The sequence below is a fragment of the Corynebacterium nasorum genome, from assembly GCF_032821635.1.
Classification (GTDB): domain Bacteria; phylum Actinomycetota; class Actinomycetes; order Mycobacteriales; family Mycobacteriaceae; genus Corynebacterium; species Corynebacterium kefirresidentii.
The window spans coordinates 143,168-166,551 of the sequence record NZ_JAVBIE010000003.1 but is presented as its reverse complement, the minus strand read 5'-3'; the positions used below and the strand labels follow the sequence as shown (position 1 = coordinate 166,551).

Genomic DNA, 23,384 nt, shown 5'->3' with positions numbered 1-23,384 from the left:
GCCGCGGACGGAAAATGGCTCACGCTAAAGGGCGCGGCTACTACTCGCCGGTATTACTGGGCCGAGTCTTCCGCTGGTGCGGAGGCCTCATCAGTAGCGGCTGTGTTGCTCGCAGTCTCTGCTGATTCGGCCGAGGGCACAGCATCCGTCGTGTCTTCAGCCGCAGCAGTATCGTGCCCGTCTTCTTCTAGGCCCTGGTGTTCTGCAGACATTGGGCTTTCGGCGGAGCGGGACTGGGCCACATCGTCCAATACCGCGTGGATATACGGTGCTGCCTGCTCATTGGAGTACTGAGAGGCGATTTCTACGCCTTCTACTACAGCCGTGGCAGTAGGAACATCCGGATTGAAGAGCAGTTCCCAGACCGAAACGCGCAGGATAGCGCGATCTACTGCAGGAATGCGGTGTAGCTCCCAGTCCTCGGAAAGGTAGCGAGCGATAGTCTCATCGATGACGTCAAGCTCTTCCGCTGCTCCCTTGATAATGACCTTGGTGTACTCGGCAATCGGCGCTACCGCATTGCGATCTTCGCGCGCCAATGCGATGCGGTCCTCCACGATGGCTACGGGATCGATGTCTCGATTCTCAGCCTCGTATAGGATGTCCGCGGCGCGGCGACGTGCGCGATAGCGCGCGGTGTGCCGCTTGTAGTTAATGTCGCGCTTAGGGGTGTTATCAGACACAGCCAGATGCCCTAGTTGTTGACGCGGGAGAGGTACTCACCGGTGCGGGTATCGATCTTGAGAACATTGCCGATCTCGATAAACAGCGGAACCTGGATCTCCGCGCCGGTCTCCAAGGTGGCAGGCTTAGTGCCGCCGGAGGAACGGTCACCCTGCAGGCCAGGCTCGGTGTGCTCGACCTTGAGGTCTACGGAGATAGGCAGCTCTGCGAACAGCGCCTCATCCTCGTAGAAGGAAACCTGTACGCGCATGTTCTCCAGCAGGAAGCGAGCGGCATCGCCAAACTTCTCCGGCGGGAGCTCGAACTGTTCAAAGGTCTTCTCATCCATGACGACGTAGCTGGTGCCATCGTTGTAGAGGTAGGTCATATCGCGGCGGTCCACGGTAGCGGTCTCTACCTTCACGCCTGCGTTCCAGGTCTTGTCCACGGTCTTGCCGGAGACAACATCCTTAAGCTTGGTACGCACGAAAGCTGGGCCCTTGCCCGGCTTTACGTGCTGGAACTCAACGATCTGCATCAGTTTGTTGTCGATCTTCAGAACGAGGCCGTTCTTGAAATCAGTAGTATCAGCCATTGCGGTTAAACTCCCGAAATTGTGGACTAAAGGTTGAAAACAATGATCAAGCCTACCGGACAACTGACTTTCGGGGTATTACTGGTCCCCCATTTCCGCCCCACACTTCTGCCCCATCGTGGCTAAAAGAGAAACTTCCGCAGCTTGTGACCATACGCAGCAGGTGGAGAACAGACACGTAATGGTTTTTATCCAACGATAACTGGCTGTACGGTACAGTCTTGCCATATTAATTTTTCACATTTCTACCAAGGATTTTTGCGATGCCTTTCAAGAAGCTTTCTGCTGTGGCTACCGTGACTGGCGCAGCTTTAGCAGCATTTAGCGCTCCCCAAGCACTGGCGGCGGATGCCCAAACCGTGATGTTCGGCGATTCTATCTTCGCTAACCCTACCTATGGCCAGATCGGGACAACCTCCAGCCTGTCCCGCGCAGCAGACACTGCTCTCTCGTCTGCTACCCATGGCATTGAAGACACCCCGGGTGCACCTTCCCCGCAGGGCTGCCCGCAGGGTCACAGCAATGTAGGCCGCGAACTGGAGCGGGTTTCTGGCCAGCACGTAGCCAACTACGCCTGTTCTGCCGCGAAAGCCGCCGGCCAGTCGCACCGCAAGGACTTCGAGGAGCAGATAAACGGGGCCATTGCCAATAACGATCTCAATGGTGCAACCAAGAATGTTTTGATTCAGTTTGGCGCCAACGACCTCCAGGAAATTTTGCGGCCATCGCTATCTTCCGCCAATCCTTATTTTGACGGTATGAAGCGTTCCATCCAGCGTGTCCGTCAGGCCGCGCCTCATGCGCACATCACCGTCGTAGGGTATCCCGCCATCTCCGCCCGTAACGGCGCCGTATGCCCGGTACGCACGTCCGCGCCGGGCTCCACCGACGCCGGTTTCAATCTGGACTACGCGGGCCTGGTACACACCGGCGAGGACCAAGTCAATAGCGCGATGTACAAGGCAGCACGTGCCAGCGGTGTCCAGTACTACGACCTACGCGCCGATTCCATTGATCATGGCATGTGCGCACCGGACAGCACGCGCTGGATTTCCGGCAAGTGGGAGTACTCCGTACCGCACAACCTTTTCAACCACCTCACGCACCTGGGCAACCGCAACGTCGCCCAGCTGCTCAACTCCAAGGTGCTCAGCCACTAGGCAGGTAGCTCGGTGAGCTCCTTCGTCGCGGCGGTGATGATCTTCGGTGCGCCATCGGTAATGATGAGGGTATCTTCGATGCGCACGCCGCCCTTGCCAGGCACGTAAATGCCCGGCTCGATGGTCAAGGTCATGCCCGCGGCCAGTTCGCCCTTCCCGGTCTGGGCGGCGAAGGGCGCCTCGTGTACGTCGAGGCCTACTCCGTGGCCAGTCGAGTGCACAAAGTAATCGCCATAGCCGGCGGCGGAAATAATGTCGCGGCAAGCTGCGTCGACGTCGGCAAGCTTAGCGCCCGGCACCGACGCTGCCACGCCCGCTTTCTGGGCGCGTAGCACCACATCATAAATTTCTTTAGCAAAGTCATTCGCCGCGCCCACGACGTAAGTGCGCGTGCAGTCGGAGTTGAACCCCCGCAGATGCGCACCGAAGTCGATGGTCACCAAATCTCCGTCCTCGATGACCCGATCGTCCGCACCATGGTGTGGCATGGCCGAATTGGGACCGGAAGCGACGATGGTATCGAAGCTCACCCGCTCCGAGCCGAGCATGCGCATCCGGTACTCCAAATCGGCAGCCACCTGGCGCTCCGTGCGGCCGGCACGCAGCTCGCCTGCGGCCAGGAGATCCTCCAGCGCCTGATTAGCCAGCGCGGCAATTTCCTCCAGCTTTTCCAGCTCGAGTGGGTCTTTAAACAGCCGAATATCTTCAATCACGCCAGTAACGGGGACCAAGGTGACTGACTCTGGGGCCGAATCTTCGAGTTCCTTCAATTCAGATACCGTCAGGTAGTCTGCCTCAAAGCCCACGCGGACCGGTCCTTGCACATCGGCGAATTGCTGCAGGAGCACCTTGCCTACAGCGCGCCCCTGAATAGCTTCCAGATCAGGGACCTCGCGGGAAATCTGCGTGGTGTAGCGGCCATCGGTAGCAACCTGTGCGGAAAGATCCTTGCGCAAAAGCAGACCACCATTGGATCCGGAAAACCCCGAAAGATAACGCACATGCGTGAGGTGGGTTACTAAAACGGCATCGATGCGCTGGCTGGCTAGTGTCGCGGCAAGCTTGCGGCGCCGGTCACTAAAGCGGGTATCTGCCAAAGCCATGATTTAATCCTCCTGGGTTGACTGCGGTGTTGAAAGTATTCACCCAGTATATCGACCTTGCCACCGCGGTCGGGCCGTTTTCTTTCCGCCCGGACGCCACGAAGCCCAGTGGGACGCTTCTATTGGCAGAGGTAGTCCACTGCCGCAACATAACCAAAGACCCCCAAGCCAGCAATCACACCGCGGGCAATCGGACTGAGATAGGAGTGATGGCGGAAGGGCTCGCGTGCATGCACATTGGAGATATGCACTTCGACGAATCCGGCTCCCTCCGCCACTTCAGCCAGGGCATCGCGCAAAGCCACCGAGGTATGGGTAAACCCGCCAGGGTTGATAATCACGGGATAGCCCGCATCCGCGGCGGCATGTACCTCTTCAATGAGCTCGCCCTCATGGTTGGATTGAAAACATTCCACCTCTACCCCGTGTTCGGCGGCACGCGAGGCAATCATGCGCTCCACATCGGCCAAGGTGGTTGAGCCGTAGACATCCGGTTGTCGCTTTCCCAAGCGGTTTAAGTTCGGGCCGTTGAGAACAATAATCTTCATCTTCTACTCCGAAATCGCGGCGTAGGCCGCCTCGAGCTCGTCCAAGTCAGGGCCTTCCAGGCGGGTGGTCTCACCCACCCCAGTCAAGGCCACAAACCGAATTTGGCCGTCCCTGTTCTTCTTATCATGGGTCATGGCCTCATACAGGTCGGCGAAATGGCCTGCCTTATACCGCGTGGGAAGCCCAATGCTGTGCAGGATCCGGCGGTGCTTTTCCACCAGTTGAGCATCAATGAGGCCGCGGGAATGCGACAGGTGGGCGATAAACATGATGCCCACTGCCACCGCGTTGCCATGGCGCCATTCGTAGTTCTCATGGCGCTCTACAGCATGGCCAAAAGTGTGGCCGTAGTTCAGCGTTTCGCGCATACCTGACTCTTTCAAGTCTTGGCTTACCACGGCGGCTTTTACTGCGATGGAGCGTTCTATTAATTCTGGCAAGAAGCCCTGCGGGTCCACGCAGGCCCCAGGGTTGTCCTCATAGCGTTCCAGAATTACCGGGTCATGGATGAAACCAGTTTTGATGATCTCCGCCGAACCGGCAACGATTTCCGCCTCGGGCAGGGTGTCAAGGCGCTCTAGGTCCACAAAGACGGAATCCGGCTCGTGAAAGGCGCCGACAAGATTCTTCCCGGCCGCCGTATTGATGCCGGTTTTGCCGCCCACGGCGGCATCTACCATGGCCAATAGCGTTGTAGGCACCTGGATAATCTTGATGCCACGCATCCACCCAGCCGCCACAAACCCCGCCATATCGGTGGTGGCACCACCGCCTAGGCCGATGATGACGTCACGCCGGTTAAAGCCGTTCTCCCCCAGCTTGTCCCATACACCGCCAACGACGCTGAGCTGCTTGGCCGCCTCAGCATCGGGAACCTCAATGAGCACGGGCACGACCCCCTGGGTCCCAACGAGTTCCGCTAGGTGCTCGGCGGCGGCGCGCAGCGGCGGTTGGAAGACAATGCCTGCCCGGCTAGCGCCAATCTCCGCGCAGCGCTGCGCGATGTCTTCATTGAGACCGGCGCCAATGCGAACTTTATAAGGCTGCGGTCCATTAACGGCAATGGTGGGCATGGTGGTCCTTTCCGTTCGCCGCCGAGGCAGTGTGGCGAGGAACAAGTACGAGCGCAGCGGGCAGCTAAAGGGTATCGAGGAAACCGAGAATATCGCCTACTACCTGCTGCGGGGTTCGGGTATCTGTGCGCACTCGATAATCGGCAACCTCCTGGTAATACGGGCGCCGCACGTCCACTAGGTTTCGGTAATGTTCGAGGGGGTCAGCGGCTGCAAGAACCGGCCGATTGCTATCACCGGAGGTGCGCCTTGCTCCTTCTTCAGGGGAAATATCCAAAAAAATTACCGTGTGCCGCTCCAGGAGGTCACGAGTGGACTCCGTGAGCACTGCCCCGCCGCCGAGACTTACGACCCCATCGGTACGCAACGCGGCCGCAACGTGTTGCGCTTCAAGCGCACGGAAGTCCTGCTCACCGAGCTCGCTAAAGACTTCCCCGCAAGGCTTTGCTTGTGCCTGTTCAATAAGGTGGTCAGAGTCAGTAAATTCACAGCTCAGGGCATGGGATAGGCGGCGGCCAAGTGTGGATTTACCCGCGCCTGGCGGGCCAACCAAAACAACGCGTGGGCGGGGTTGGCCCGTAACGGCGGTTGGGGTGGTCATAACTTACTCCTGGTCAAAAGCAAGGCGGTCCGAAACGTATCTATCATACGCGGCAATAGCCTGAGAGGTTTCTTCGAGGCTATCTCCGCCGAATTTCTCAAGCACAGCGCGCGCAAGAACAAGGGCAACCATGGCTTCTGCTACGACGCCGGCCGCCGGAACCGCGCAGACATCGGAGCGCTGGTGAATGGCAGTTGCCTCGGCGCCGGATTCCATATCAACGGTGCGCAATGCGCGCGGGACGGTAGAGATTGGTTTCATCGCCGCCCGGACACGAAGCTGCTGCCCATTAGTCATGCCGCCTTCGAGGCCACCTGCGCGATTGGTGAGGCGGGAAATGCCCTCAGCGGTACGCACCATTTCATCGTGAGCAGCGGAGCCGCGCCACCGAGCCTCTGCGAAGCCATCACCGATTTCCACGCCCTTGATAGCTTGAATGCCCATCAAAGCGCTGGCTAATTGCGCATCCAAACGGTCATCGCCGGAAATGTGCGAGCCCAGTCCAATAGGCAGGCCATCTACCACGACTTCGACGATGCCGCCCAAGGTATCGCCTTGTTTCTTGGCGGTTTCGATTTCTGCAATCATGGAGGCCTCTGCCTCCTTATCACAGGCGCGCACGGGTGAATCATCGATAGCCTCGATGTCCGCGAACGCCGGCGCAGGGCCCTCATAAGGCTCAGAAGCCCCAATAGAAATGACGTGGGAGAGTACCTCGATGCCGAGGGTCTCGCGCAGGAAGTTGCGCGCGACGGTAGCGGCAGCCACACGCGCTGCAGTCTCACGCGCGGAGGAACGCTCCAGAATGGGGCGCGCTTCACTATGGCGGTATTTCACCATTCCGGCAAAATCCGCGTGGCCTGGACGCGGCCTAGTCAGGGCTGCACCCCGTCCAGAATTCATGGCCTTTATATTTTCTTCATCGTCCATATCCAGTGGATCGGCCGACATGATGGTGGTCCACTTCGGCCACTCCGTATTGCCAATCATGATGGCAATAGGGCTACCCAGAGTCAGCCCGTGGCGGACTCCGCCGAGCACGGAAACCTCATCAGCCTCAAACTTCATGCGGGCGCCACGGCCGTAGCCAAGGCGGCGCCGGGAAAGCTGATGCGAAATATCGGCGCGGGTAATTGGGACCCCGGCGGGCATGTGCTCCAGCAGAGAAATAAGAGCTTGGCCGTGGGATTCACCTGCAGTAGTCCAACGAAGCATGCGGGTATTATCGCACGATGAGGCCAATCCGGTATGAACTTGGCCCCGCAATATATTCTTCCACCCCCTCAAAAAGGGTAAACACAAGCCACGACGATTGCCGCCGCCAATAACATCGCGGGGCCATGCGCGCTTTCTTTCTGCCCAGCACACACAGACCAGCCGAGCGTTAACAGGGACGCGCAGCCGCTCGCCGCCACCACCCCTATAAACCCAGCAAAATGCCCTACCAGCATCCCCAAGGGCACGGCCAGCTTAATATCGCCGCCACCCACCCCTGCATGGGCCAGCCCAAGCACGAGGTATATCCCCGGCCACCACAGCCCGCCCCAGTTGGCAAGTACAAGTGACAACGCAGCGGCTGGCAGCGTCAACCAGTCGGGCAAGCGGCGATGCCGCAAGTCCCACCAAGACAGCGCCGCGGCCCAAAGGCAATAAACAATTCCCCCAAAGATCAACACGGGACTTAGAGTAAAGCGAGGTACCGCCTAGCGCTCGAGGCTTTCACTCAGAGGGCGAATTGTGCAGCGTGAGCCAGACGCGAAGGATAGCCCGCACTTGTCCAGGCCTCGTTTTATTTGACAGTTTGCGACCGCCGCTGCAATTCCTCATTCAATGCATTTAGCATCTCTTCCCGCGGTGCGGCCACGCCGGTAAATTGCTCGAACTGGCTAAATGCTTGATATGCGAGCATGACATGTCCGCCGACGGACTTGTACCCGTTGGCCGCCGCGCACGTGGTCAGCGGCGTGGGCCAGGGATCATAAATGACGTCGAGCACCGGTGCGTGGGCGATGTCGAAGACGCAGTCCTCCACCGCAGCGGCGGGAACGGTGGATACAATGACATCGGCTGCGCGAGACAGTGCAGATAGGTCACCATCGAAACCGGTGAAAGAAAGCTCCAGTCCCAGCTCTTGGGCAAGTGGCCGTAGCTCGGCGCTACGGTCCGAGCGATTGAGCACGGTGACGGTAGACACTCCGCGCTCAGCCAGCGCCCACAAAGCTGGACGCGCTGTGCCCCCAGCTCCAATGAGCATCGCGTGCCGTGCGGGGGAATCCCCCAAAAGTTCTATGAGCGCGCCACGCACGCCTTCGGTGTCGGTATTGTCTGCAAACCACCCTTCTTCTTTACGCACCAGGGTGTTTGCGGAACCTATCAGCTGTGCGCGCTCGCTTACGGTATCCGCAAAGCGGAGGGCGGCGAACTTACCCGGCATGGTGACGGAGAACCCTACGAACTCAGGGGTACTCCCCCTCACCAGATCCGGCAAGCCCTCCGCAGCCGTTTCAAAGCGGGTGTAGTCCCAGCCTTCGAGCCCAGCAGCCTCGTAGCCAGCATTGTGGAGCACCGGAGACAGTGAGTGCTCGATGGGGCTACCAAGGACTGCCGCACGTGGCATCGGTTCTACCTCTTCGTGGTTTTGCGACTTTATTTGGCGGGCTGCTCGGCAGCGGCGTCGCCGTTGCCGGAACCAGCGCCCTCCCCTTCGCGCTTGGAGTCAAGCACGCCGGAGCGGATGGCGTCATCAACGCGGCCCAAGTGCTCATCGTAGGTATCGGAGAAGACGGTGGTGCCTTCTTCGTCCACGGTGACAAAGAACTTCCAATTGCCCTCAGCAGGCTGCTCCATGGCCTTGATTGCATCATCCGAAGGAGAAGCAATCGGGGTATCCGGCAGGCCCTCCTTTGCGTAGGTATTCCACGGAGTCTTTTCCTCACGGGCCTTATCGGTGGTGGCCAGCTCAACGTCTTCCAAGCCATAGTTCACGGTGGAGTCAAACTCCAAGCGCATCGGCTCGTCCAGACGGTTGAGGATGACGCGGGCGACCTTGTCGAACTCACCTGCTGGCGCCTCGCGCTCCACTAGGGATGCGGAAGTAAGCAGCTCATAAGGGCTCAGACCGATAGCCTGGGCGCGTTCTTCGATCTTGGTCTCGTTGTAGCGCTTGGTAGAGCGGGTAATGAGGTCCTTCAAAATATCCTTGGCCTCCATATTGGGGTCCAGGACGTACTGGCCTGGAGCGATAAGGCCCTCAATGCGCTTAGGATCGTTGCCGCGCTTGTTGATGGCCTCGAGTGCCCACTGTGGCGCACCCAGCTCAGCAGGATCAGTTTCCGCAGCGACCTTTTCTAGGTCTTCCTTCTTCAGGCAGTTGCCATCGTTGCAGCTGACCTCAGAAATCAAGGAGTAGATGCCATAACGAACGTCTCCACCAACAACCTTGACGTCCTCCAAGGTTGCGCCGCCTTGGACTTCGAGCATGTCGACGCGGTTATTCTTATCCAATAGCGCCTCTACCGCGGCGTTGGCACTCATCTCTTCCTGCAGACGGTAGAAGCCAGGTTGGATTTGGCTTGCGCTATGGTTCATAGACGCAGCAGAGTCAAAGGCGTCTTGGGTCTTGACCACATTCTTTTCCACCAGTGCAGGACCGAGCTCGGACATCGACGAGCCTTCCGGCACCTCCACCAGCTGGGTGGTACCGTTGCCGGTTCCCTCATAATCGGCAGAGGTATTGCCGAGACGGAATCCGATGTAGATAAGGGCACCAAGGATAACGATGATCGACGCAATGATAACGGCAATGCCGCGCTGGCGGCGCTTGACGTGTTTCGGCTCCATCGATCGACCGAGACGTTCTTGATTACGGCTCACTTGTTTTAGTCTCCTGAGTTTGAAGGCTGATCTATTGCATCCCTTGGACGGAGAGCGTTTGCACGCCCGTCCAACCATGTCTGCAATATCTCCACCGCTGCTGCTTGGTCGATGACTTTACGGCCCTTCTTTTCGGACACGCCTGACGCGCGCAGCGCGGTGGTCGCTGCCACGGTAGTCAAACGCTCATCAGCCAAACGTACTGGTGGTGGAACTTTATCCATATTTGCATTTCGATTCAACCGACGGCGGATCCGAAACGCAATTTCTTTAGCATGTTTTACGCTTTTTGAGCCATTTCCCTGCAAATCTCGTGGCAGCCCCACGATGACCTCGACCGCCTCATAAAAATCAATCAATTCTAGGATCCGGTCGATATCACCCTTATCGCGGTCCTTAAACCCGGTTTCGCGGTGAACGGTCTCCACTGGGGTGGCAAGCGTTGCTTCCCTATTGGACACTGCTACGCCGATGCGCACAGTACCGACGTCAAGCGCGAGCCGGCGGCCCTGCCCCGGATCATCAACCCCGGGGATATCTGGTTCCACTTGTGCCACGTTCGAACTCCTACAGGGACTCGAGCATATCCTCGACGGCGGCAAAGCCGCGCTCTGCACCTGCAGCTGAAGAACCGGAGCCCTGGGCCATGTCCGGCTTACCGCCGCCGCGGCCATCAACGTACTGGCCAAATTGCTTGACGACGTCCCCGGACTTCACACCGCGTTCGACGGCCTTGTCGGTGGCTGCCACGATGAACGGGAACTTGCCCTTGTCCTGGGCGCCCAAGACGATGACGGCTTCTTCCTCGCGCAGGCGGTTACGCAGGTCCGTAGCCACGGTGCGCAGGTCCCCACCGGTGGTTCCATCCGGCAACGTCAGCGCAATAACCTTGAAACCATTGATGTCCTTGGCGGCGCCGACAAACTCGGAGGCACGCGCAGCCAGCTGCTGCTTGCGCAGGGTTTCGATTTCCTTTTCTGCTGCCTTGAGCTTCTCAGATAGCTGAGCAATGCGCTCAGGCAGGTCCTCGGTCTGCACCTTAAGCTCGCGGGAGACTCCTTCCACCAAGGCGGTTTCCTTGGAGTAGTAACGGAAGGCATCCATACCGGAGTAAGCCTCAATGCGGCGAGCGCCAGAGCCTACGGAAGATTCACCCAGCACGGAAACCGGGCCGATTTCAGCGGAGGATCCCACGTGGGTACCGCCGCATAGCTCGATGGAGAACGGTCCGCCGATTTCTACCACGCGGACTTCCTTGCCGTAGTTCTCACCAAAGAGCGCCATGGCGCCCATGGCCTTAGCCTCTTCCAAGGAGGTCTCGATGGTGTTGACGGCAAAATTGGAGTCAATTGCCTGGTTGGTAATCAAGGCAATTTCTTCCAGCTCGGCCTGGCTGAGCTGTTCGGTGTAGTTGAAGTCAAACCGTAGGTAACCCGGGCGGTTCATAGAACCAGCCTGGACCGCGGTGGGGCCAAGCACCTGGCGCAGTGCGGCGTGAATGAGGTGCGTAGCAGAGTGAGCCTGGGTAGCGCCGTGGCGCCACTGCTCGTCGACGCCCGCCTCAACCGACATGCCCAGGTCTAGGCCGCCAGCCGTAACCGTGGCTTTGTGGACCCACAGCTTCTTGCCAATCTTTTGGACGTCATTGACCTCCAGCAAGGACTCGCCGGCCACAATGCGCCCGCGATCAGCCATCTGGCCGCCCGCCTCGGCATAAAGTGGGGTGTGGTCCAAAATGACCTCGACCTCTTCACCCTCGTGGACTTCATCGACCTTTTCTCCGCCGCGGACAAGGCCGATCACGCGGGCGTCGGAAGTAAGCTCCTCGTAGCCGGTGAAGACGGTGGGGTTATTGTCTACCCAGTCGCGGTAGAGGGAAAGGTCAGTGTGCCCGTGCTTCTTGGCCTGGTTATCGGCCTTGGCGCGGCGGCGCTGCTCACCCATGGCATCGTTGAAGCCATCCATGTCCACCTCAAGGCCCGCTTCCTGGGCCATTTCCAGCGTCAAGTCGATGGGGAAACCATAGGTATCGTGCAGCTCAAAGGCCTTCTCACCAGGCAGGACCTTTGCGGTCTTCGCGCGAGAGGTGGACTTGAGCTCCTGCACGGCATCGTCGAAGAGGCGGGTTCCGGACTCCAGAGTCTTGAGGAAGGCCTTTTCTTCGTTGACGGCCACGCGCAGAATGCGCTCACGGTTGTCCGCAATCTCCGGATAAGACGGAGTCATGGTATCCATGACCGTGTTCATGAAGCGCTCCATGGTGGCACCGGTAGCGCCCAGCAGCTTGGCGGAACGGATAATGCGGCGCAGCAGGCGACGCAGGATATATCCGCGGCCCTCATTGCCCGGGGTTACGCCATCCAAGATGAGCATCATGCCGGTGCGGGAGTGGTCCGCTACCACTCGGAAGCGGATATTGTCTTCCTGAGAGGCTTTATCGCCGTAGGTGGCACCGGTAAGTTCCTCAGCTACGTCAATGACTGGACGCAGCAGGTCTGTTTCGTAGACGTTGTCTACGCCCTGCAAAATGCAGGCCACGCGCTCGATGCCAAGGCCAGTATCGATGTTCTTCTTGGGCAGCTCGCCAACGATTTCAAAATTGCCCTTACCAATGCCCTCGCCGCGTTCGTTTTGCATGAAGACCAAGTTCCAGATCTCCATGTAGCGGTTATCATCGGCAATGGGTCCGCCGTCCTTGCCGTACTCAGGACCGCGATCGAAATAAATCTCGGAGCACGGGCCACATGGTCCAGGGATACCCATGGACCAGTAGTTATCCTCCATGCCGAGGCGCTGAATGCGCTCTTCAGGAACGCCAATCTTATCGCGCCAGATTTCGGCGGCCTCATCATCATCCAGGTACACCGTCACCCACAAGCGCTCTGGGTCTAGACCAAAACCGCCCTCCTCAACGGAACCGGTAAGCAAGCTCCAGGCATTGGTGATGGCGCCTTCCTTGAAGTACTGGCCAAAGGAGAAGTTTCCGGCCATCTGGAAGAAGGTGTTGTGGCGGGTGGTAATGCCCACCTCTTCAATATCAAGGGTGCGCACGCACTTCTGGATAGAGGTGGCTAGCCCCTTGGCAAAGGGCGGGTTCTGCTGGCCCAGGAAGTAGGGCTTGAATGGAACCATGCCCGCGTTTACGAAAAGCAGGTTAGGGTCATCCAGGATCAGCGAGGCACTTGGTACCGCCTCGTGACCAGAATTGACGAAGTGCTGGGTAAACCGTTCCCGGATCTCATGAGTCTTCACGAGCAACAATCCTAACTGTATGAGCTTTCATCTTCTATCGAGAAGTTTCTAACCCGCCCAACTTTACCCTTCGCCGCACCGCAATTTCCCTTGGGTAGGTATCAGCGCGGCCGGCGAGCGTTTTTACCGGGAGAACGCTTGCCGCGAATTATGCTGCGCAAGCGGCCTATATAGTCATAAACGCGCTTTTCAGCTCCATGATCGGTAGGTTCATAATATACGGAGCCTTCCAACTCATCGGGCAGGTACTGTTGTTCTACTACGCCGCGGGGATCATCGTGGGGGTAAACATAGCCCACGGCATTTCCCATCCGCTTTGCGCCCTCGTAGTGTCCATCGCGCAGATGCGCCGGCACGTGGCCCACCTTGCCGGCGGCCACATCTGCCTGGGCCTGCGTGATGGCGGAGATAACCGATGGAGACTTCGGCGCGGTGGCCAGATGGATGGTGGCCTGCGCCAAGGGGATTCTCGCCTCCGGCATTCCGATGAGCTGTGCGGCCTCGGCCGCCGCCACTGCTACCTGGAGCGCAGTGGGATCGGCCATACCGATGTCTTCGGAGGCATGCACTATGAGCCTGCGCGCTATAAAGCGCGGATCCTCTCCTGCTTCCACCATGCGGGCTAGATAGTGCAGCGCAGCATCAACATCGGAACCACGAATGGATTTAATAAACGCAGAGACCACATCGTAGTGTTGGTCGCCGTCACGGTCATAGCGCACCACCGCCTTATTGACGTTATCCGTGACCGTCTGTGCGGTAATTTCCCCGCCGTCGTCGACCGCCTCGGCCGCCGCCTCCAGGTAGGTCAATGTGCGCCGCGCATCGCCGCCGGCCAGAAGAACTAACTGTTCCAAGGCCTCATCGGTGATCCGAATCTTGCGCTCGCCCAAGCCTCGATCGCTTTCTAGCGCGCGCTTGGCGACGCCCCTTAGGTCGTCGTCGCTTAGCGAATGCAGCTGCAAAAGCAGCGAGCGCGACAGGAGCGGCGCCACAACGGAAAATGAGGGATTTTCCGTCGTCGCCGCCACGAGCAGTACCGTGCGGTTTTCCACGGCCGCGAGCAGCGCATCCTGCTGGGGTTTAGAAAATCGATGTACCTCATCGATAAAAAGCACCGTCCGGCGCCCGTGAATGAGCTCTTGCCGGGCGTGGGTGATGACCTCGCGGACCTGCTTCACGCCCGAATCGAGCGCGGATAGACCCACAAAATTCTGCCCCATCTGGCTCGCAATAAGAGAGGCAATCGTGGTCTTGCCAGTACCTGGCGGGCCATACAAAATGACAGAGGCCTCCCCTGAGCCTTCCACTAGGCGGCGCAATGGCTTGCCAGGAGCCAAAAGGTGGTCTTGTCCGACCACTTCATCCAAGCTCTGCGGGCGCATGCGCGCCGCCAGCGGCGATCCTGCGTGGGTGGCAAAGAGGTTCTTCCCAGGCAAAGACGCGGCATTGTCCCCGGGAGTGGGCCCGCCAAAGAGTGAGTCTTGAGACACTAAAAACCTACCTCCTAGCAGTGTGCGGGCACATCAAAGTTATCTATTCATCATCCAAGCGACGCGCAATTGCGCTGCCAAACTCTGCGATGGGTGCGCAGGCGGGGCCGTCGCAGCGCGCGGCATAGCGCGACAGCGCCTCAAAGGTTTCGTACAGATCGCGGCGTACCAGCAATTCATCTTCCGTAAACGGCCCGTGATCGGCCGGGCGCAAGATCGAATGCTGCGGATCGTGGAAGACCTCGGCTTCTCCCCTGACCAAGGCCACCAGCCCTTCAATGCCGCCTGCTTGCATGGTGGTCACGCTCGACAGCGCCCAGCCGATAAGTGAAGCCACGATGAGTCCATGGATCTCTTCCGGATCAAAAAACAACGGCCACACGTCTGCTACCGCACGAGACCAGGCGGAGATAAAAATATCTGCCTCCTCGTCCGTAATCGGCTTAGAGAAGAGGAATTGTGGGAAACCGGCAATAACGCAGGCCACGTCGAAGCCTACATTGCGGAACCCCGCCCATTCATAATCCAAGAAGTGCAGGTGCTGCGAGACGATAATATTATCTGGAGAAAGGTCAAAGGGGGTAAAGGCCCGGTCCTTGCCGGAGGCCAAAGACCTGGCTGCTTGACTAGCTAGCTCACGGAAGCTTTCGGGGGCTTCGAGCCCCGCCGTATCCAGCAAATCAAGGCCGATTCCGATGGAGCCTTCCAATGCCTCATCACGCACGGATTGGTGCGGGGCCAATTCCGGGTTCTTGCGCAACATGCGGCTAAGCAAGGTTTCATAATCCTGCTCATGCCCGGCGGTCCCCGCATGCATGTGGCCCAGTGCGCTGCCCAGCGAGCGCAGCACTCGGACGCGGTCGGCATCGGTGGACTGAACCAGGACATCGGCAAGCGTTTCGCCCTCTCCCAAGTCCGTCAAAACGATAATGCGCTTATCTAAATCATGGGCGAGGAGCACCGGGCCGGGGCGCACATCTTCAGATAGCGCGGTAGTAAATTGATAAGCCACAACCTCACGCAGCATTGCGGCATCATCAACGCCATAGCCTGTAACCGGGTTGTATTTAATGACTACCGAACGGTGAGGCAGGAAGGCGCCGGGGGCAATCCTTGCGCGCAAGACCATTGCATTGCCGGAGCCATCCAAGCGCTCTACGCTCGACATCTCCGGGGTGCCACCAAAACGGCGCGACAACATCTCCGAGGCGGCCTTGATGACGTCCTCGGGCGATAGCACAGTATCGTTTTCATCCATAGTTCTATCCAGTATGCCCCCTCACACCAAAGCGGGGCCACAAGTTCGCCCGCAGCGAAAATGGCCACGGCCTACGATGTGCCCCGCACGGTGTGCCTCAGCGGCTGAGGTTCAAGCTATCTGCTTATTTCTCCTCAGCAGTCTCTCCCGCAGTGGAACCGGCCTTGTCCTGTTCCTTCTTCTTTTCCGGCTTGTAGTCTACGCCGGTTTCCTTGCGCTGTGCGGCAGGGATTGGCGCAGGGGCGTCGGTAAGCGGGTCTACGCCGCCGCCGGACTTCGGGAACGCAATGACGTCGCGGATGGAGTCGAAGCCGCCCAGCAGGGAGACAATGCGGTCCCAGCCAAAGGCGATGCCGCCGTGTGGCGGGGCGCCATAAGAGAAGGCATCGAGCAGGAAGCCAAACTTCTCCTGAGCTTCCTCGTCCCCAATTCCCATGACATCAAAGACGCGCTTTTGCACGTCTTCCTGGTGGATACGGATGGAACCGCCGCCAATCTCATTGCCGTTGCAGACAATGTCATAAGCGTAGGCGGTAGCCTCGCCCGGGTTCTGGTCAAAGGAATCAATCCACTCCGGCTTCGGGGAGGTGAAGGCATGGTGGACCGCGGTCCACTTGGAGTGACCCAAAGCGACGTCACCGGAAGCGGTTGCATCGGCAGAAGGCTCGAAGAGCGGGGCATCAACAACCCACGTAAAGGCCCAGTCGCCTTCCTTGATAAGGTCCAGCTTCTTTGCAATCTCGCCGCGCGCAGCACCCAGCAGGGCACGTGAAGACTTGGTGTCGCCAGCGGCAAAGAAGATGGCATCGCCTGGCTTGGCGCCGACGTGCTCGGCGATGCCCTCGCGCTCGGCGTCGGTAATGTTCTTAGCTACCGGGCCGCCCAATGTGCCGTCCTCACCCACGGTGATATAAGCCAAGCCCTTCGCACCGCGCTGCTTAGCCCAGTCCTGCCAAGCATCAAACTGACGGCGCGGCTGGGAGGCGCCGCCCTCCATAACCACAGCGCCCACGTATTCATTCTGGAAGACGCGGAAGGTGGTGTCCTTAAAGAACTCGGTGCACTCTACAATCTTGATGTCGAAGCGCAGGTCTGGCTTATCAGAGCCGTAGTACTTCATCGCATCAGCGTAGGTCATACGCGGGATAGGAGTCTTAATCTCGTAGCCAATGAGCTTCCACAGCTCGGTAACGATCTCTTCTGCCAAGGCGATGACATCGTCCTGGTCTACAAAGGACATCTCCACGTCCAGCTGCGTAAACTCCGGCTGGCGGTCGGCGCGGAAATCCTCATCGCGGTAGCAACGAGCAATCTGGTAATAGCGCTCCATGCCAGCGACCATGAGCAGCTGCTTGAACAGCTGCGGGGACTGTGGCAGTGCGTACCACGTGCCTGGCTTCAAGCGCGCCGGCACCAGGAAGTCACGCGCACCCTCCGGGGTGGAACGAGTCAAGGTCGGAGTCTCAATTTCTGCAAAGTCATGAGAATCCAGCACCTTGCGGGCTGCACGGTTAGCAGCAGAACGCAGGCGCAGGGCCTTCGCCTGGCGCTCACGGCGCAGGTCCAAGTAGCGGTACTTCAAGCGAGTCTCCTCGCCTACCTCACCCGAGGTCGAAGGATCATCAACCTGGAACGGCAGCGCTGCAGATTTATTGAGCACCTCGAGATCCGCGACATTGACCTCAATCTCGCCGGACGGCAGGTTGGGGTTCTCAGAGCCTTCCGGGCGTGGCTCTACGGTACCGGTAACCTTCACGCAGTATTCGGAGCGCAGGTCGTGGGCGCGTTCTGCCACGTCAGATTCACGGAAGACAACCTGGGCGATGCCAGAGCGATCGCGCAGGTCAATGAATATCACACCACCGTGATCGCGGCGGCGGGAAACCCAACCGGTTAGGGTGACGGTCTCTCCTGCGAGTTCTTTGCGGAGCTCACCAGCTAAGTGGGTACGCAGCACTGTTGTTCAATCCCTTCTGAAAATTGTGTCACTTGCGGGTCCCGCCACGCGTAAACAGCGCGCGCCAAACCAAGCACAAGACTAGGAACGTGCACAATCCTACATCCCTACCGGTACATGCAGCGTAGTAAGGTAGACGCAGCACCGCCCCGAAAGCGGAAAAGGTAGCTTCCTCCCCCTGTTTCCTTGCCCCCTTGTGTACCCATCTTCATCCTGTGTTTTAAGGGGGCCATGTGGCACTATTTAGACATGACTTTTAGATCTGGTGCCGATTTCGGCGGCAAGGAAGCTCGTTCCGGTGGCGGCGGCGGTGGCATCGCCATCGGCGGTGGCGTCGGCTCGATTGTTTTGCTTGGCCTTTTCTTCCTACTTGGCGGTAACCCCTCAGACTTGGGCGCGATTTTAGGCAACGAACAGTCTCAGTCCGATGGCGCCGCGCAGGGCGATAGCCCAGAATGCAAAACTGCAGAAGATGGCAATACCAAAGATGAATGCCTGGTAGAGTTCACCGGCCGCAGCGTGGACAACGTTTGGTCCAAGGTGCTGCCAGAACAGGCAAATATCCAATACACCGAACCGGAGCGCGTGGTCTTCCACGGTGGCGTTAATACCGGATGCGGCGCGGCATCCTCTTCTACCGGCCCCTTCTATTGCCCACGCGATGAGTCCGCCTACTTCGATACCGAGTTCTTTGATTCCCTGCGCAATTTCGGCGCGGAAAATGCCCCTTTGGCCCGCATGTACATCGTGGCCCACGAGTTTGGCCACCACATTCAAAACCTGGAGGGCACCCTCGGCTTGTCGGACTATAACAACCCCGGCGCCGATTCCAACGCCGTAAAGATCGAGCTGCAGGCTGACTGCTACGCCGGGCTGTGGGCCTCCTACGCCGACAAGGGTGACAACCCCTTGCTAGAGCCCATTACCAAAGAACAGGTCTCGGATGCTGTCGCCGCTGCCCAAGCGGTGGGCGATGACAATATTCAACGCCGTTCCGGCGGCCAGGTCCAGCCTGACTCCTGGACCCATGGCTCTTCTGAACAACGCGAGAAGGCATTCCTCGCTGGCTATAACTCCGGCAAGATGTCCCAGTGCGACACCTTGGAGCGCGGCGCTTACCGCGGCTAAAAACTACTTTTGGCCGCCGCCTATCCTCTAAGAGCCAAGACCGACTCGCCACCTCCGCTAGCCATACCGACTGTGCCGGGGCTAGCGGATTTTCTTATCCCTATCCCAGGGCGCTGCAAGCACTCCGCGCTTGGCGACGCCCTCCCTTTCCACCTTTCTCCACACTGGCACCTATCACCATTCACCGAGCTAGTGCATTCTTGGTCGCTTTCATGACCTTAAAACCCTGCGCTCCATTGTGAACGCAAAGAACTCCTTTCCCACGCCCGCTATTACAAATCAGAGCTCATCGCTCAGCCGCACGCAGCAGTGGTACAGCAGATTTCCACCCTCCGGGACATAGTGGTGTCCCCTCCCGAGACCCTTCGCGTCCTGCAGCCGCATCGATGGGTCGCCGCGGATTTCAGCGATAAGCACAAACTCGATGCCGCCGACAGTGCGGATAGAGCGAGGTATCAAGAGCCCAGCGATCGCGCCATCTTTCTGGCCCGCACGGTAAGTGTGCAGGAACCGATGGATTGCCCATCAGAAACCGATAGCCTGGGGAACCGCCCGTGCGCAGCCGTCATCACAGAACACGGCAAAGTAAATGAGACTCCGCTGTGGTTGGTTGCACCGGCGGACCTACCGGTACTAATGGATGCCCTAGAATGGGAATGATTCGCCAGCCGTTCACACTGCGTCTTTTACCCCTGGGCACCGCAGAGAAAGGTAACCATGCAATTCGGCATCTTCAGTATCGGGGATTTAACCACTGACCCCAACTCAGGAAAAACTCCCTCTGAGGCCGAGCGCATCCGCAACTTAACGGAGATTGCACTCAAGGCCGAGGAGGTAGGCCTTGATGTCTTTGCCACCGGCGAGCACCACAACCCGCCCTTCGTGCCGTCCTCACCTACCACGCACTTGGCCTATATCGCCGCGCAGACTAAGCGCTTGCAGCTCTCGACTGCAACGACTCTTATTACTACAAATGACCCGGTCAAGATCGCAGAGGACTATGCCTTCCTGCAGCACCTTGCACAAGGACGAGTAGACCTCATGCTGGGCCGCGGAAATACGGGCCCGGTCTATCCGTGGTTTGGCAAGGATATCCAGCAGGGCATTTCCTTGGCTATTGAAAATTATCACCTGCTGCGCAGGCTCTGGCGCGAGCCAGTTGTTAATTGGCAAGGAAAGTTCCGCACAGGCTTGGAAGGGTTTACCGCCACCCCGGCGCCGCTGGATGGAATTCCACCCTTTGTCTGGCACGGCTCAATTCGTTCGCCGCAAATTGCCGAGCAAGCTGCTTATTACGGCGATGGTTTCTTCCATAACAATATCTTTTGGAATAAGGAACACACTGCTCAGATGGTAGATCTCTACCGCCGTCGTTTTGCAAGCTACGGCCACGGCCAAGCGGACCAAGCGATTGTAGGCCTTGGTGGCCAGGTCTTTATCGGCGATACCGAGCAAGAGGCTAAAGATTTCTTCCGCCCCTACTTCGACAATGCCCCGGTCTATGGACACGGCCCCAGCCTCGAAGAATTCACGGCCCAGACCCCATTGACCGTTGGCACCGTGGAGCAAGTAATTGAAAAGACCCTCAGTTTTGCTGACTGGGCCGGGGACTACCAGCGTCAGCTTTTCCTCATCGATCATGCCGGGCTACCGCAAGAAGTAGTCCTCGAGCAGATAGAAATCCTTGGCACCCAAGTAGTCCCCGAGCTGCGACGACGCTTTGAACAACGCCGTCCCAGCCACGTTCCTTCTCACCCGCCGACGCACGCTAGCTTGCTCGCTGAGCCCAATTCTTCTCACCTGCAGGTCAGCCCTGGAAAGGAACACTAGTTATGCGCTCCCTACTCGTTATTTCAGCTGGCTTATCGCAACCGTCTTCCTCTCGCCGGCTGGCAGACATGCTTGCAGAGGCTACCCGCGCCAAAATCTCCGCGCGCGGTGAAGGGACCCAGATCGACGTCATTGAGATTCGCGATCTGGCTTTCGAACTAGCTACTGCCATGACAGATCGGACTGCGTCGACGCCGGAGTTGGCCCGGGCCCAAGAGTGCATTGCTCAGGCCGATGGACTTATTGCCGTCACCCCTGTATTTCAGGGAAGCTACTCAGGCCTCTTCAAGATGTTCTTTGATACCTTGAAGCCCCATGCACTAGACGATCTTCCCACCATTATCGCAGCTACAGCTGGTTCTTCGCGCCACTCCCTAATTTTGGATTACGCGCTTCGCCCACTGTTTAATCAACTCCACGCAAATATCGTGCCAACGGGAGTTTTTCAGGCTGCGGAAGACTTGGGCACTCCAGAAGGAGAACGCATTGTCACCCGCATTGAACGCTCTGCCATTCAGCTAGCTGACCAAATGGTTGCCCCCAGGGACAGGGTGTCTGGAATCGCTGGCGAGCTGGAGGGGTTGGGTGGCCGTTCTACTGTGCGGCTAGCCAAGGAGAACTTCATCCCCTTGGGAAAGCTCCTGAATGGATACGGCGACTAGGCCACAGGCCGCGGTCTGTACTTCGCATAGGCGGCGATTGATAGAAGGTGTGACTTTCGCTACGCTGGGCACAGAAAATTTGCCTCTCCCCTCGCTTCCGGCTTTGCCCCTTGATACGAGAAAAGCCCCTAGGAGCCAAACACATATCCACCCAGAAAGGTTCGGCACAGCTTAACTATGACAATTAGCGTCACGGACATCTTCTCCATCGGCATCGGCCCGTCCTCTTCGCACACCGTTGGGCCTATGCGCGCGGCTAAGCAATTCCTCGATTCCCTCGAGAAGCACCCGGCGAAGGTGTATACCGAGTTGCGTGGTTCTCTTTCCGCCACTGGCCGCGGGCATGCCTCTGACCGCGCGGTCATCCTCGGTCTCGCTGGCTGGGATCCACTGAGCGTGCCTATCGACGCCGAGCCGCACGCAGGTGGATTTATCCCCAGTGAAGGATCCATTTCTGGCCCCCGCGGCACGGTGGACTATGAGATCGTCTTTGATAACGAGCCACTTCCTCAACACCCCAATGGCATGATTTTTAGTGCTTGGGACGAAAGTGGCAACCTCATCGCAGAAAAAGAAGAGTACTTTTCTGTCGGCGGCGGCTTTATTCTCTCTCGCTCCGAGCTTGATGCAGAAGTCGCCGAAAGCAATGAGGTGCCCGCTGGCGTAGCCGCAGCGCAGGTTGATGACACCGTTCCTTATCATTTCACCACGGGCGAAGAATTGCTCAATCTGTGCGAGGCTCATGACAAGGCAATCTGGGAGATTGTGCTAGCCAACGAAGAAGCCTTGCACCGTGACGAGGGCGGCGCCGAATTCGTTTTGCGGCACCTTGATCTGGTCTGGGACATCATGCGGGAGTGTGTGACCGAAGGTATTTCCACCAAGGGCCTACTACCGGGAGGGTTGCGTGTGCCGCGTCGCGCCCCAAAGATGTACGCCCAGTTGCTGGAAAATCAGGATGACACCAGCTGCGGTTTCTCCGCCATGGAGTGGGTTAACCTCTATGCCCTCGCAGTCAATGAGCAAAACGCGGCCGGTGGCCGCGTCATTACCGCACCGACCAATGGTGCGTGCGGCATCATTCCAGCGGTACTGCATTACGCGCGCGATTTCCGCGCAGACTTCACCCGTTCTACCGCCCGGCGCTACCTATTGACCGCCGGTGCTATCGGCATGATCATCAAAGAAAATGCGTCCATCTCGGGAGCTGAGGTGGGCTGCCAAGGCGAGGTAGGTTCCGCCTCCGCTATGGCCGCTGCGGGTATGGCAGAGCTGCTCGGCGCTACTCCGGCGCAGGTAGAAAATGCCGCGGAGATCGCATTGGAGCATAACTTGGGCCTGACCTGCGACCCAGTTGGCGGATTGGTGCAGATTCCGTGCATCGAACGCAATGCGATCGGTGCGGTTAAATCCATCAATGCCGCACGCATGGCCAAGATGGGCGAAGGCACTCATCATGTGACCTTGGATAATGCAGTGCAAACTATGGCAGAGACCGGCCGCGATATGCTCTCCAAATACAAGGAAACCTCCCTGGGCGGATTGGCTAAGACCATGGGCTTTAGTGTGTCCCAGGTGGAGTGCTAAAACAGACTCCATGCGCGCAGATGCCCTTCACCGCCGCACAGCTATTATTGCCGCGGCGTGTCAGTTATTCCGATCCCACGGCGATAATGTCGCTTTGGATAAGGTAGCCGCACAGGCCGGGGTGAGTGTAGCCACCGTCTATCGCAACTTCCCTAACCGCGCGAGCCTTATCCGCGCTTGCGCAGAATATATGGGCGATGCCTTTGCGAGGTTCCAACAGCGTCTCATCGCTGACTTTGAGGATCCTAAGCATTCCGGCAATGATTATGTCCGCGCCTATGCCACCCATATCCTTACCATGGAGCTTAATACCCTTATCCCTGCCTTCATCCCCCAGGATTTGGATTCTCTGAGCCCCGAGCTAACCGCTCAGCGTGATCTCTTGGAGAGCAATGGGCGCAGGTTTATTGAGCTTGGGCAACAGCACGGCGAGATCGGACCCGGAGTCACCCACCTCGAATTCATTGTGGGACTCCTGAGTCTGGCGCGGCCCCGCGAGGTCGATGTTGAGGCCTACCAACCCGACCTGCAAGAAAAGATTATTGATCTTTACCTGGCGGGCATTAAAAGAGGGCACCGCGCCTAAGCGCGATGCCCACC

21 protein-coding genes are annotated in these 23,384 nt (G+C 58.4%); 6 read left to right on the top strand and 15 right to left on the bottom strand.

The genetic code is table 11. From position 1 onward, the window contains the following. Window positions 1–53: 53 nt before the first annotated feature. Both nusB and efp read right to left on the bottom strand, forming a co-directional pair. Window positions 54–656, bottom strand: a complete 603-nt coding sequence (gene nusB / locus RAE07_RS04155) for a transcription antitermination factor NusB (RefSeq protein ID WP_396335063.1) — start codon at window positions 654–656, stop codon at window positions 54–56. Window positions 657–694: 38 nt separating this feature from the next. Further along, window positions 695–1,258: an elongation factor P gene (gene efp, locus RAE07_RS04150; protein ID WP_023021466.1), complete on the bottom strand. Its 564-nt coding sequence runs from the start codon at window positions 1,256–1,258 to the stop codon at window positions 695–697. Window positions 1,259–1,521: 263 nt separating this feature from the next. Between efp and RAE07_RS04145 the strand changes: the two genes are divergently transcribed. After that, the gene (locus RAE07_RS04145; protein ID WP_317001394.1) at window positions 1,522–2,418 is read left to right on the top strand and encodes a GDSL-type esterase/lipase family protein; all 897 of its coding nucleotides are present in this window, start codon (window positions 1,522–1,524) and stop codon (window positions 2,416–2,418) included. Here the strand turns inward: RAE07_RS04145 and RAE07_RS04140 are convergent. The 13 genes from RAE07_RS04140 to aspS form a co-directional block, all read right to left on the bottom strand. Continuing rightward, window positions 2,415–3,521, bottom strand: a complete 1,107-nt coding sequence (locus RAE07_RS04140) for a M24 family metallopeptidase (RefSeq protein WP_200287447.1) — start codon at window positions 3,519–3,521, stop codon at window positions 2,415–2,417. The genes RAE07_RS04145 and RAE07_RS04140 overlap by 4 nt on opposite strands. Before the next feature lie 119 nt (window positions 3,522–3,640). After that, window positions 3,641–4,069: a type II 3-dehydroquinate dehydratase gene (gene aroQ / locus RAE07_RS04135; RefSeq protein ID WP_200287445.1), complete on the bottom strand. Its 429-nt coding sequence runs from the start codon at window positions 4,067–4,069 to the stop codon at window positions 3,641–3,643. Window positions 4,070–4,072: 3 nt separating this feature from the next. Then, complete coding sequence (gene aroB, locus RAE07_RS04130) at window positions 4,073–5,143, bottom strand: 3-dehydroquinate synthase (protein WP_200287443.1); 1,071 nt, start codon at window positions 5,141–5,143, stop codon at window positions 4,073–4,075. A gap of 64 nt (window positions 5,144–5,207) precedes the next feature. Continuing rightward, window positions 5,208–5,744 (bottom strand): shikimate kinase, encoded by a 537-nt coding sequence (locus RAE07_RS04125; protein ID WP_023021461.1) that lies wholly within the window; start codon window positions 5,742–5,744, stop codon window positions 5,208–5,210. A 3-nt stretch (window positions 5,745–5,747) separates the two neighbouring features. Further along, window positions 5,748–6,959: a chorismate synthase gene (gene aroC, locus RAE07_RS04120; protein WP_316328650.1), complete on the bottom strand. Its 1,212-nt coding sequence runs from the start codon at window positions 6,957–6,959 to the stop codon at window positions 5,748–5,750. Between the two features lie 68 nt (window positions 6,960–7,027). Further along, window positions 7,028–7,420, bottom strand: coding sequence for a prepilin peptidase (locus RAE07_RS04115; protein WP_284835367.1), 393 nt, complete (start codon window positions 7,418–7,420; stop codon window positions 7,028–7,030). A 113-nt stretch (window positions 7,421–7,533) separates the two neighbouring features. Continuing rightward, on the bottom strand, window positions 7,534–8,361 hold the full coding sequence (locus tag RAE07_RS04110) for a shikimate dehydrogenase (protein WP_259824612.1): 828 nt from the start codon (window positions 8,359–8,361) through the stop codon (window positions 7,534–7,536). 29 nt (window positions 8,362–8,390) lie between these two features. Then, window positions 8,391–9,584 (bottom strand): endolytic transglycosylase MltG, encoded by a 1,194-nt coding sequence (gene mltG / locus RAE07_RS04105; protein ID WP_239204544.1) that lies wholly within the window; start codon window positions 9,582–9,584, stop codon window positions 8,391–8,393. Window positions 9,585–9,622: 38 nt separating this feature from the next. After that, window positions 9,623–10,174, bottom strand: a complete 552-nt coding sequence (gene ruvX / locus RAE07_RS04100) for a Holliday junction resolvase RuvX (protein WP_023021457.1) — start codon at window positions 10,172–10,174, stop codon at window positions 9,623–9,625. Between the two features lie 10 nt (window positions 10,175–10,184). Further along, the gene (gene alaS, locus RAE07_RS04095) at window positions 10,185–12,869 is read right to left on the bottom strand and encodes an alanine--tRNA ligase (RefSeq protein ID WP_316328648.1); all 2,685 of its coding nucleotides are present in this window, start codon (window positions 12,867–12,869) and stop codon (window positions 10,185–10,187) included. Window positions 12,870–12,970: 101 nt separating this feature from the next. Then, window positions 12,971–14,362, bottom strand: coding sequence for a replication-associated recombination protein A (locus RAE07_RS04090; RefSeq protein ID WP_316328647.1), 1,392 nt, complete (start codon window positions 14,360–14,362; stop codon window positions 12,971–12,973). A 43-nt stretch (window positions 14,363–14,405) separates the two neighbouring features. Beyond that, a complete protein-coding gene (locus RAE07_RS04085; RefSeq protein ID WP_317001392.1) occupies window positions 14,406–15,620 on the bottom strand; it encodes a phosphotransferase in 1,215 nt (404 codons plus the stop codon). 124 nt (window positions 15,621–15,744) lie between these two features. Next, window positions 15,745–17,577: an aspartate--tRNA ligase gene (gene aspS, locus RAE07_RS04080; protein ID WP_023021453.1), complete on the bottom strand. Its 1,833-nt coding sequence runs from the start codon at window positions 17,575–17,577 to the stop codon at window positions 15,745–15,747. Between the two features lie 249 nt (window positions 17,578–17,826). Here aspS and ypfJ point away from each other — a divergent pair, with 249 nt between their 5' ends. The 5 genes from ypfJ (at window position 17,827) to RAE07_RS04055 (ending at window position 23,370) form a co-directional block, all read left to right on the top strand. Continuing rightward, the gene (gene ypfJ, locus RAE07_RS04075) at window positions 17,827–18,705 is read left to right on the top strand and encodes a KPN_02809 family neutral zinc metallopeptidase (RefSeq protein WP_239207640.1); all 879 of its coding nucleotides are present in this window, start codon (window positions 17,827–17,829) and stop codon (window positions 18,703–18,705) included. 717 nt (window positions 18,706–19,422) lie between these two features. Next, window positions 19,423–20,535: an LLM class flavin-dependent oxidoreductase gene (locus RAE07_RS04070; protein ID WP_023021450.1), complete on the top strand. Its 1,113-nt coding sequence runs from the start codon at window positions 19,423–19,425 to the stop codon at window positions 20,533–20,535. A 2-nt stretch (window positions 20,536–20,537) separates the two neighbouring features. Continuing rightward, entirely contained in the window at window positions 20,538–21,197 is a 660-nt protein-coding gene (locus tag RAE07_RS04065; protein ID WP_023021449.1) for an FMN reductase, read from the top strand. Window positions 21,198–21,374: 177 nt separating this feature from the next. Further along, the gene (locus RAE07_RS04060; protein WP_023027859.1) at window positions 21,375–22,784 is read left to right on the top strand and encodes an L-serine ammonia-lyase; all 1,410 of its coding nucleotides are present in this window, start codon (window positions 21,375–21,377) and stop codon (window positions 22,782–22,784) included. A gap of 10 nt (window positions 22,785–22,794) precedes the next feature. Continuing rightward, a complete protein-coding gene (locus tag RAE07_RS04055) occupies window positions 22,795–23,370 on the top strand; it encodes a TetR/AcrR family transcriptional regulator (protein WP_023021447.1) in 576 nt (191 codons plus the stop codon). The last annotated feature ends 14 nt before the right edge of the window (window positions 23,371–23,384 follow it).

Coding starts and splice junctions, on each gene's coding strand:
- ypfJ (WP_239207640.1), top strand. CDS start 17,827: ATGACTTTTAGATCTGGTGCCGATTTCGGCGGCAAGGAAGCTCGTTCC.
- RAE07_RS04140 (WP_200287447.1), bottom strand. CDS start 3,521: ATGGCTTTGGCAGATACCCGCTTTAGTGACCGGCGCCGCAAGCTTGCC.
- RAE07_RS04110 (WP_259824612.1), bottom strand. CDS start 8,361: ATGCCACGTGCGGCAGTCCTTGGTAGCCCCATCGAGCACTCACTGTCT.
- aroC (WP_316328650.1), bottom strand. CDS start 6,959: ATGCTTCGTTGGACTACTGCAGGTGAATCCCACGGCCAAGCTCTTATT.
- aroQ (WP_200287445.1), bottom strand. CDS start 4,069: ATGAAGATTATTGTTCTCAACGGCCCGAACTTAAACCGCTTGGGAAAG.
- RAE07_RS04070 (WP_023021450.1), top strand. CDS start 19,423: ATGCAATTCGGCATCTTCAGTATCGGGGATTTAACCACTGACCCCAAC.
- aroB (WP_200287443.1), bottom strand. CDS start 5,143: ATGCCCACCATTGCCGTTAATGGACCGCAGCCTTATAAAGTTCGCATT.
- RAE07_RS04060 (WP_023027859.1), top strand. CDS start 21,375: ATGACAATTAGCGTCACGGACATCTTCTCCATCGGCATCGGCCCGTCC.
- mltG (WP_239204544.1), bottom strand. CDS start 9,584: ATGGAGCCGAAACACGTCAAGCGCCGCCAGCGCGGCATTGCCGTTATC.
- RAE07_RS04055 (WP_023021447.1), top strand. CDS start 22,795: ATGCGCGCAGATGCCCTTCACCGCCGCACAGCTATTATTGCCGCGGCG.
- RAE07_RS04125 (WP_023021461.1), bottom strand. CDS start 5,744: ATGACCACCCCAACCGCCGTTACGGGCCAACCCCGCCCACGCGTTGTT.
- RAE07_RS04065 (WP_023021449.1), top strand. CDS start 20,538: ATGCGCTCCCTACTCGTTATTTCAGCTGGCTTATCGCAACCGTCTTCC.
- RAE07_RS04085 (WP_317001392.1), bottom strand. CDS start 15,620: ATGGATGAAAACGATACTGTGCTATCGCCCGAGGACGTCATCAAGGCC.
- RAE07_RS04145 (WP_317001394.1), top strand. CDS start 1,522: ATGCCTTTCAAGAAGCTTTCTGCTGTGGCTACCGTGACTGGCGCAGCT.
- efp (WP_023021466.1), bottom strand. CDS start 1,258: ATGGCTGATACTACTGATTTCAAGAACGGCCTCGTTCTGAAGATCGAC.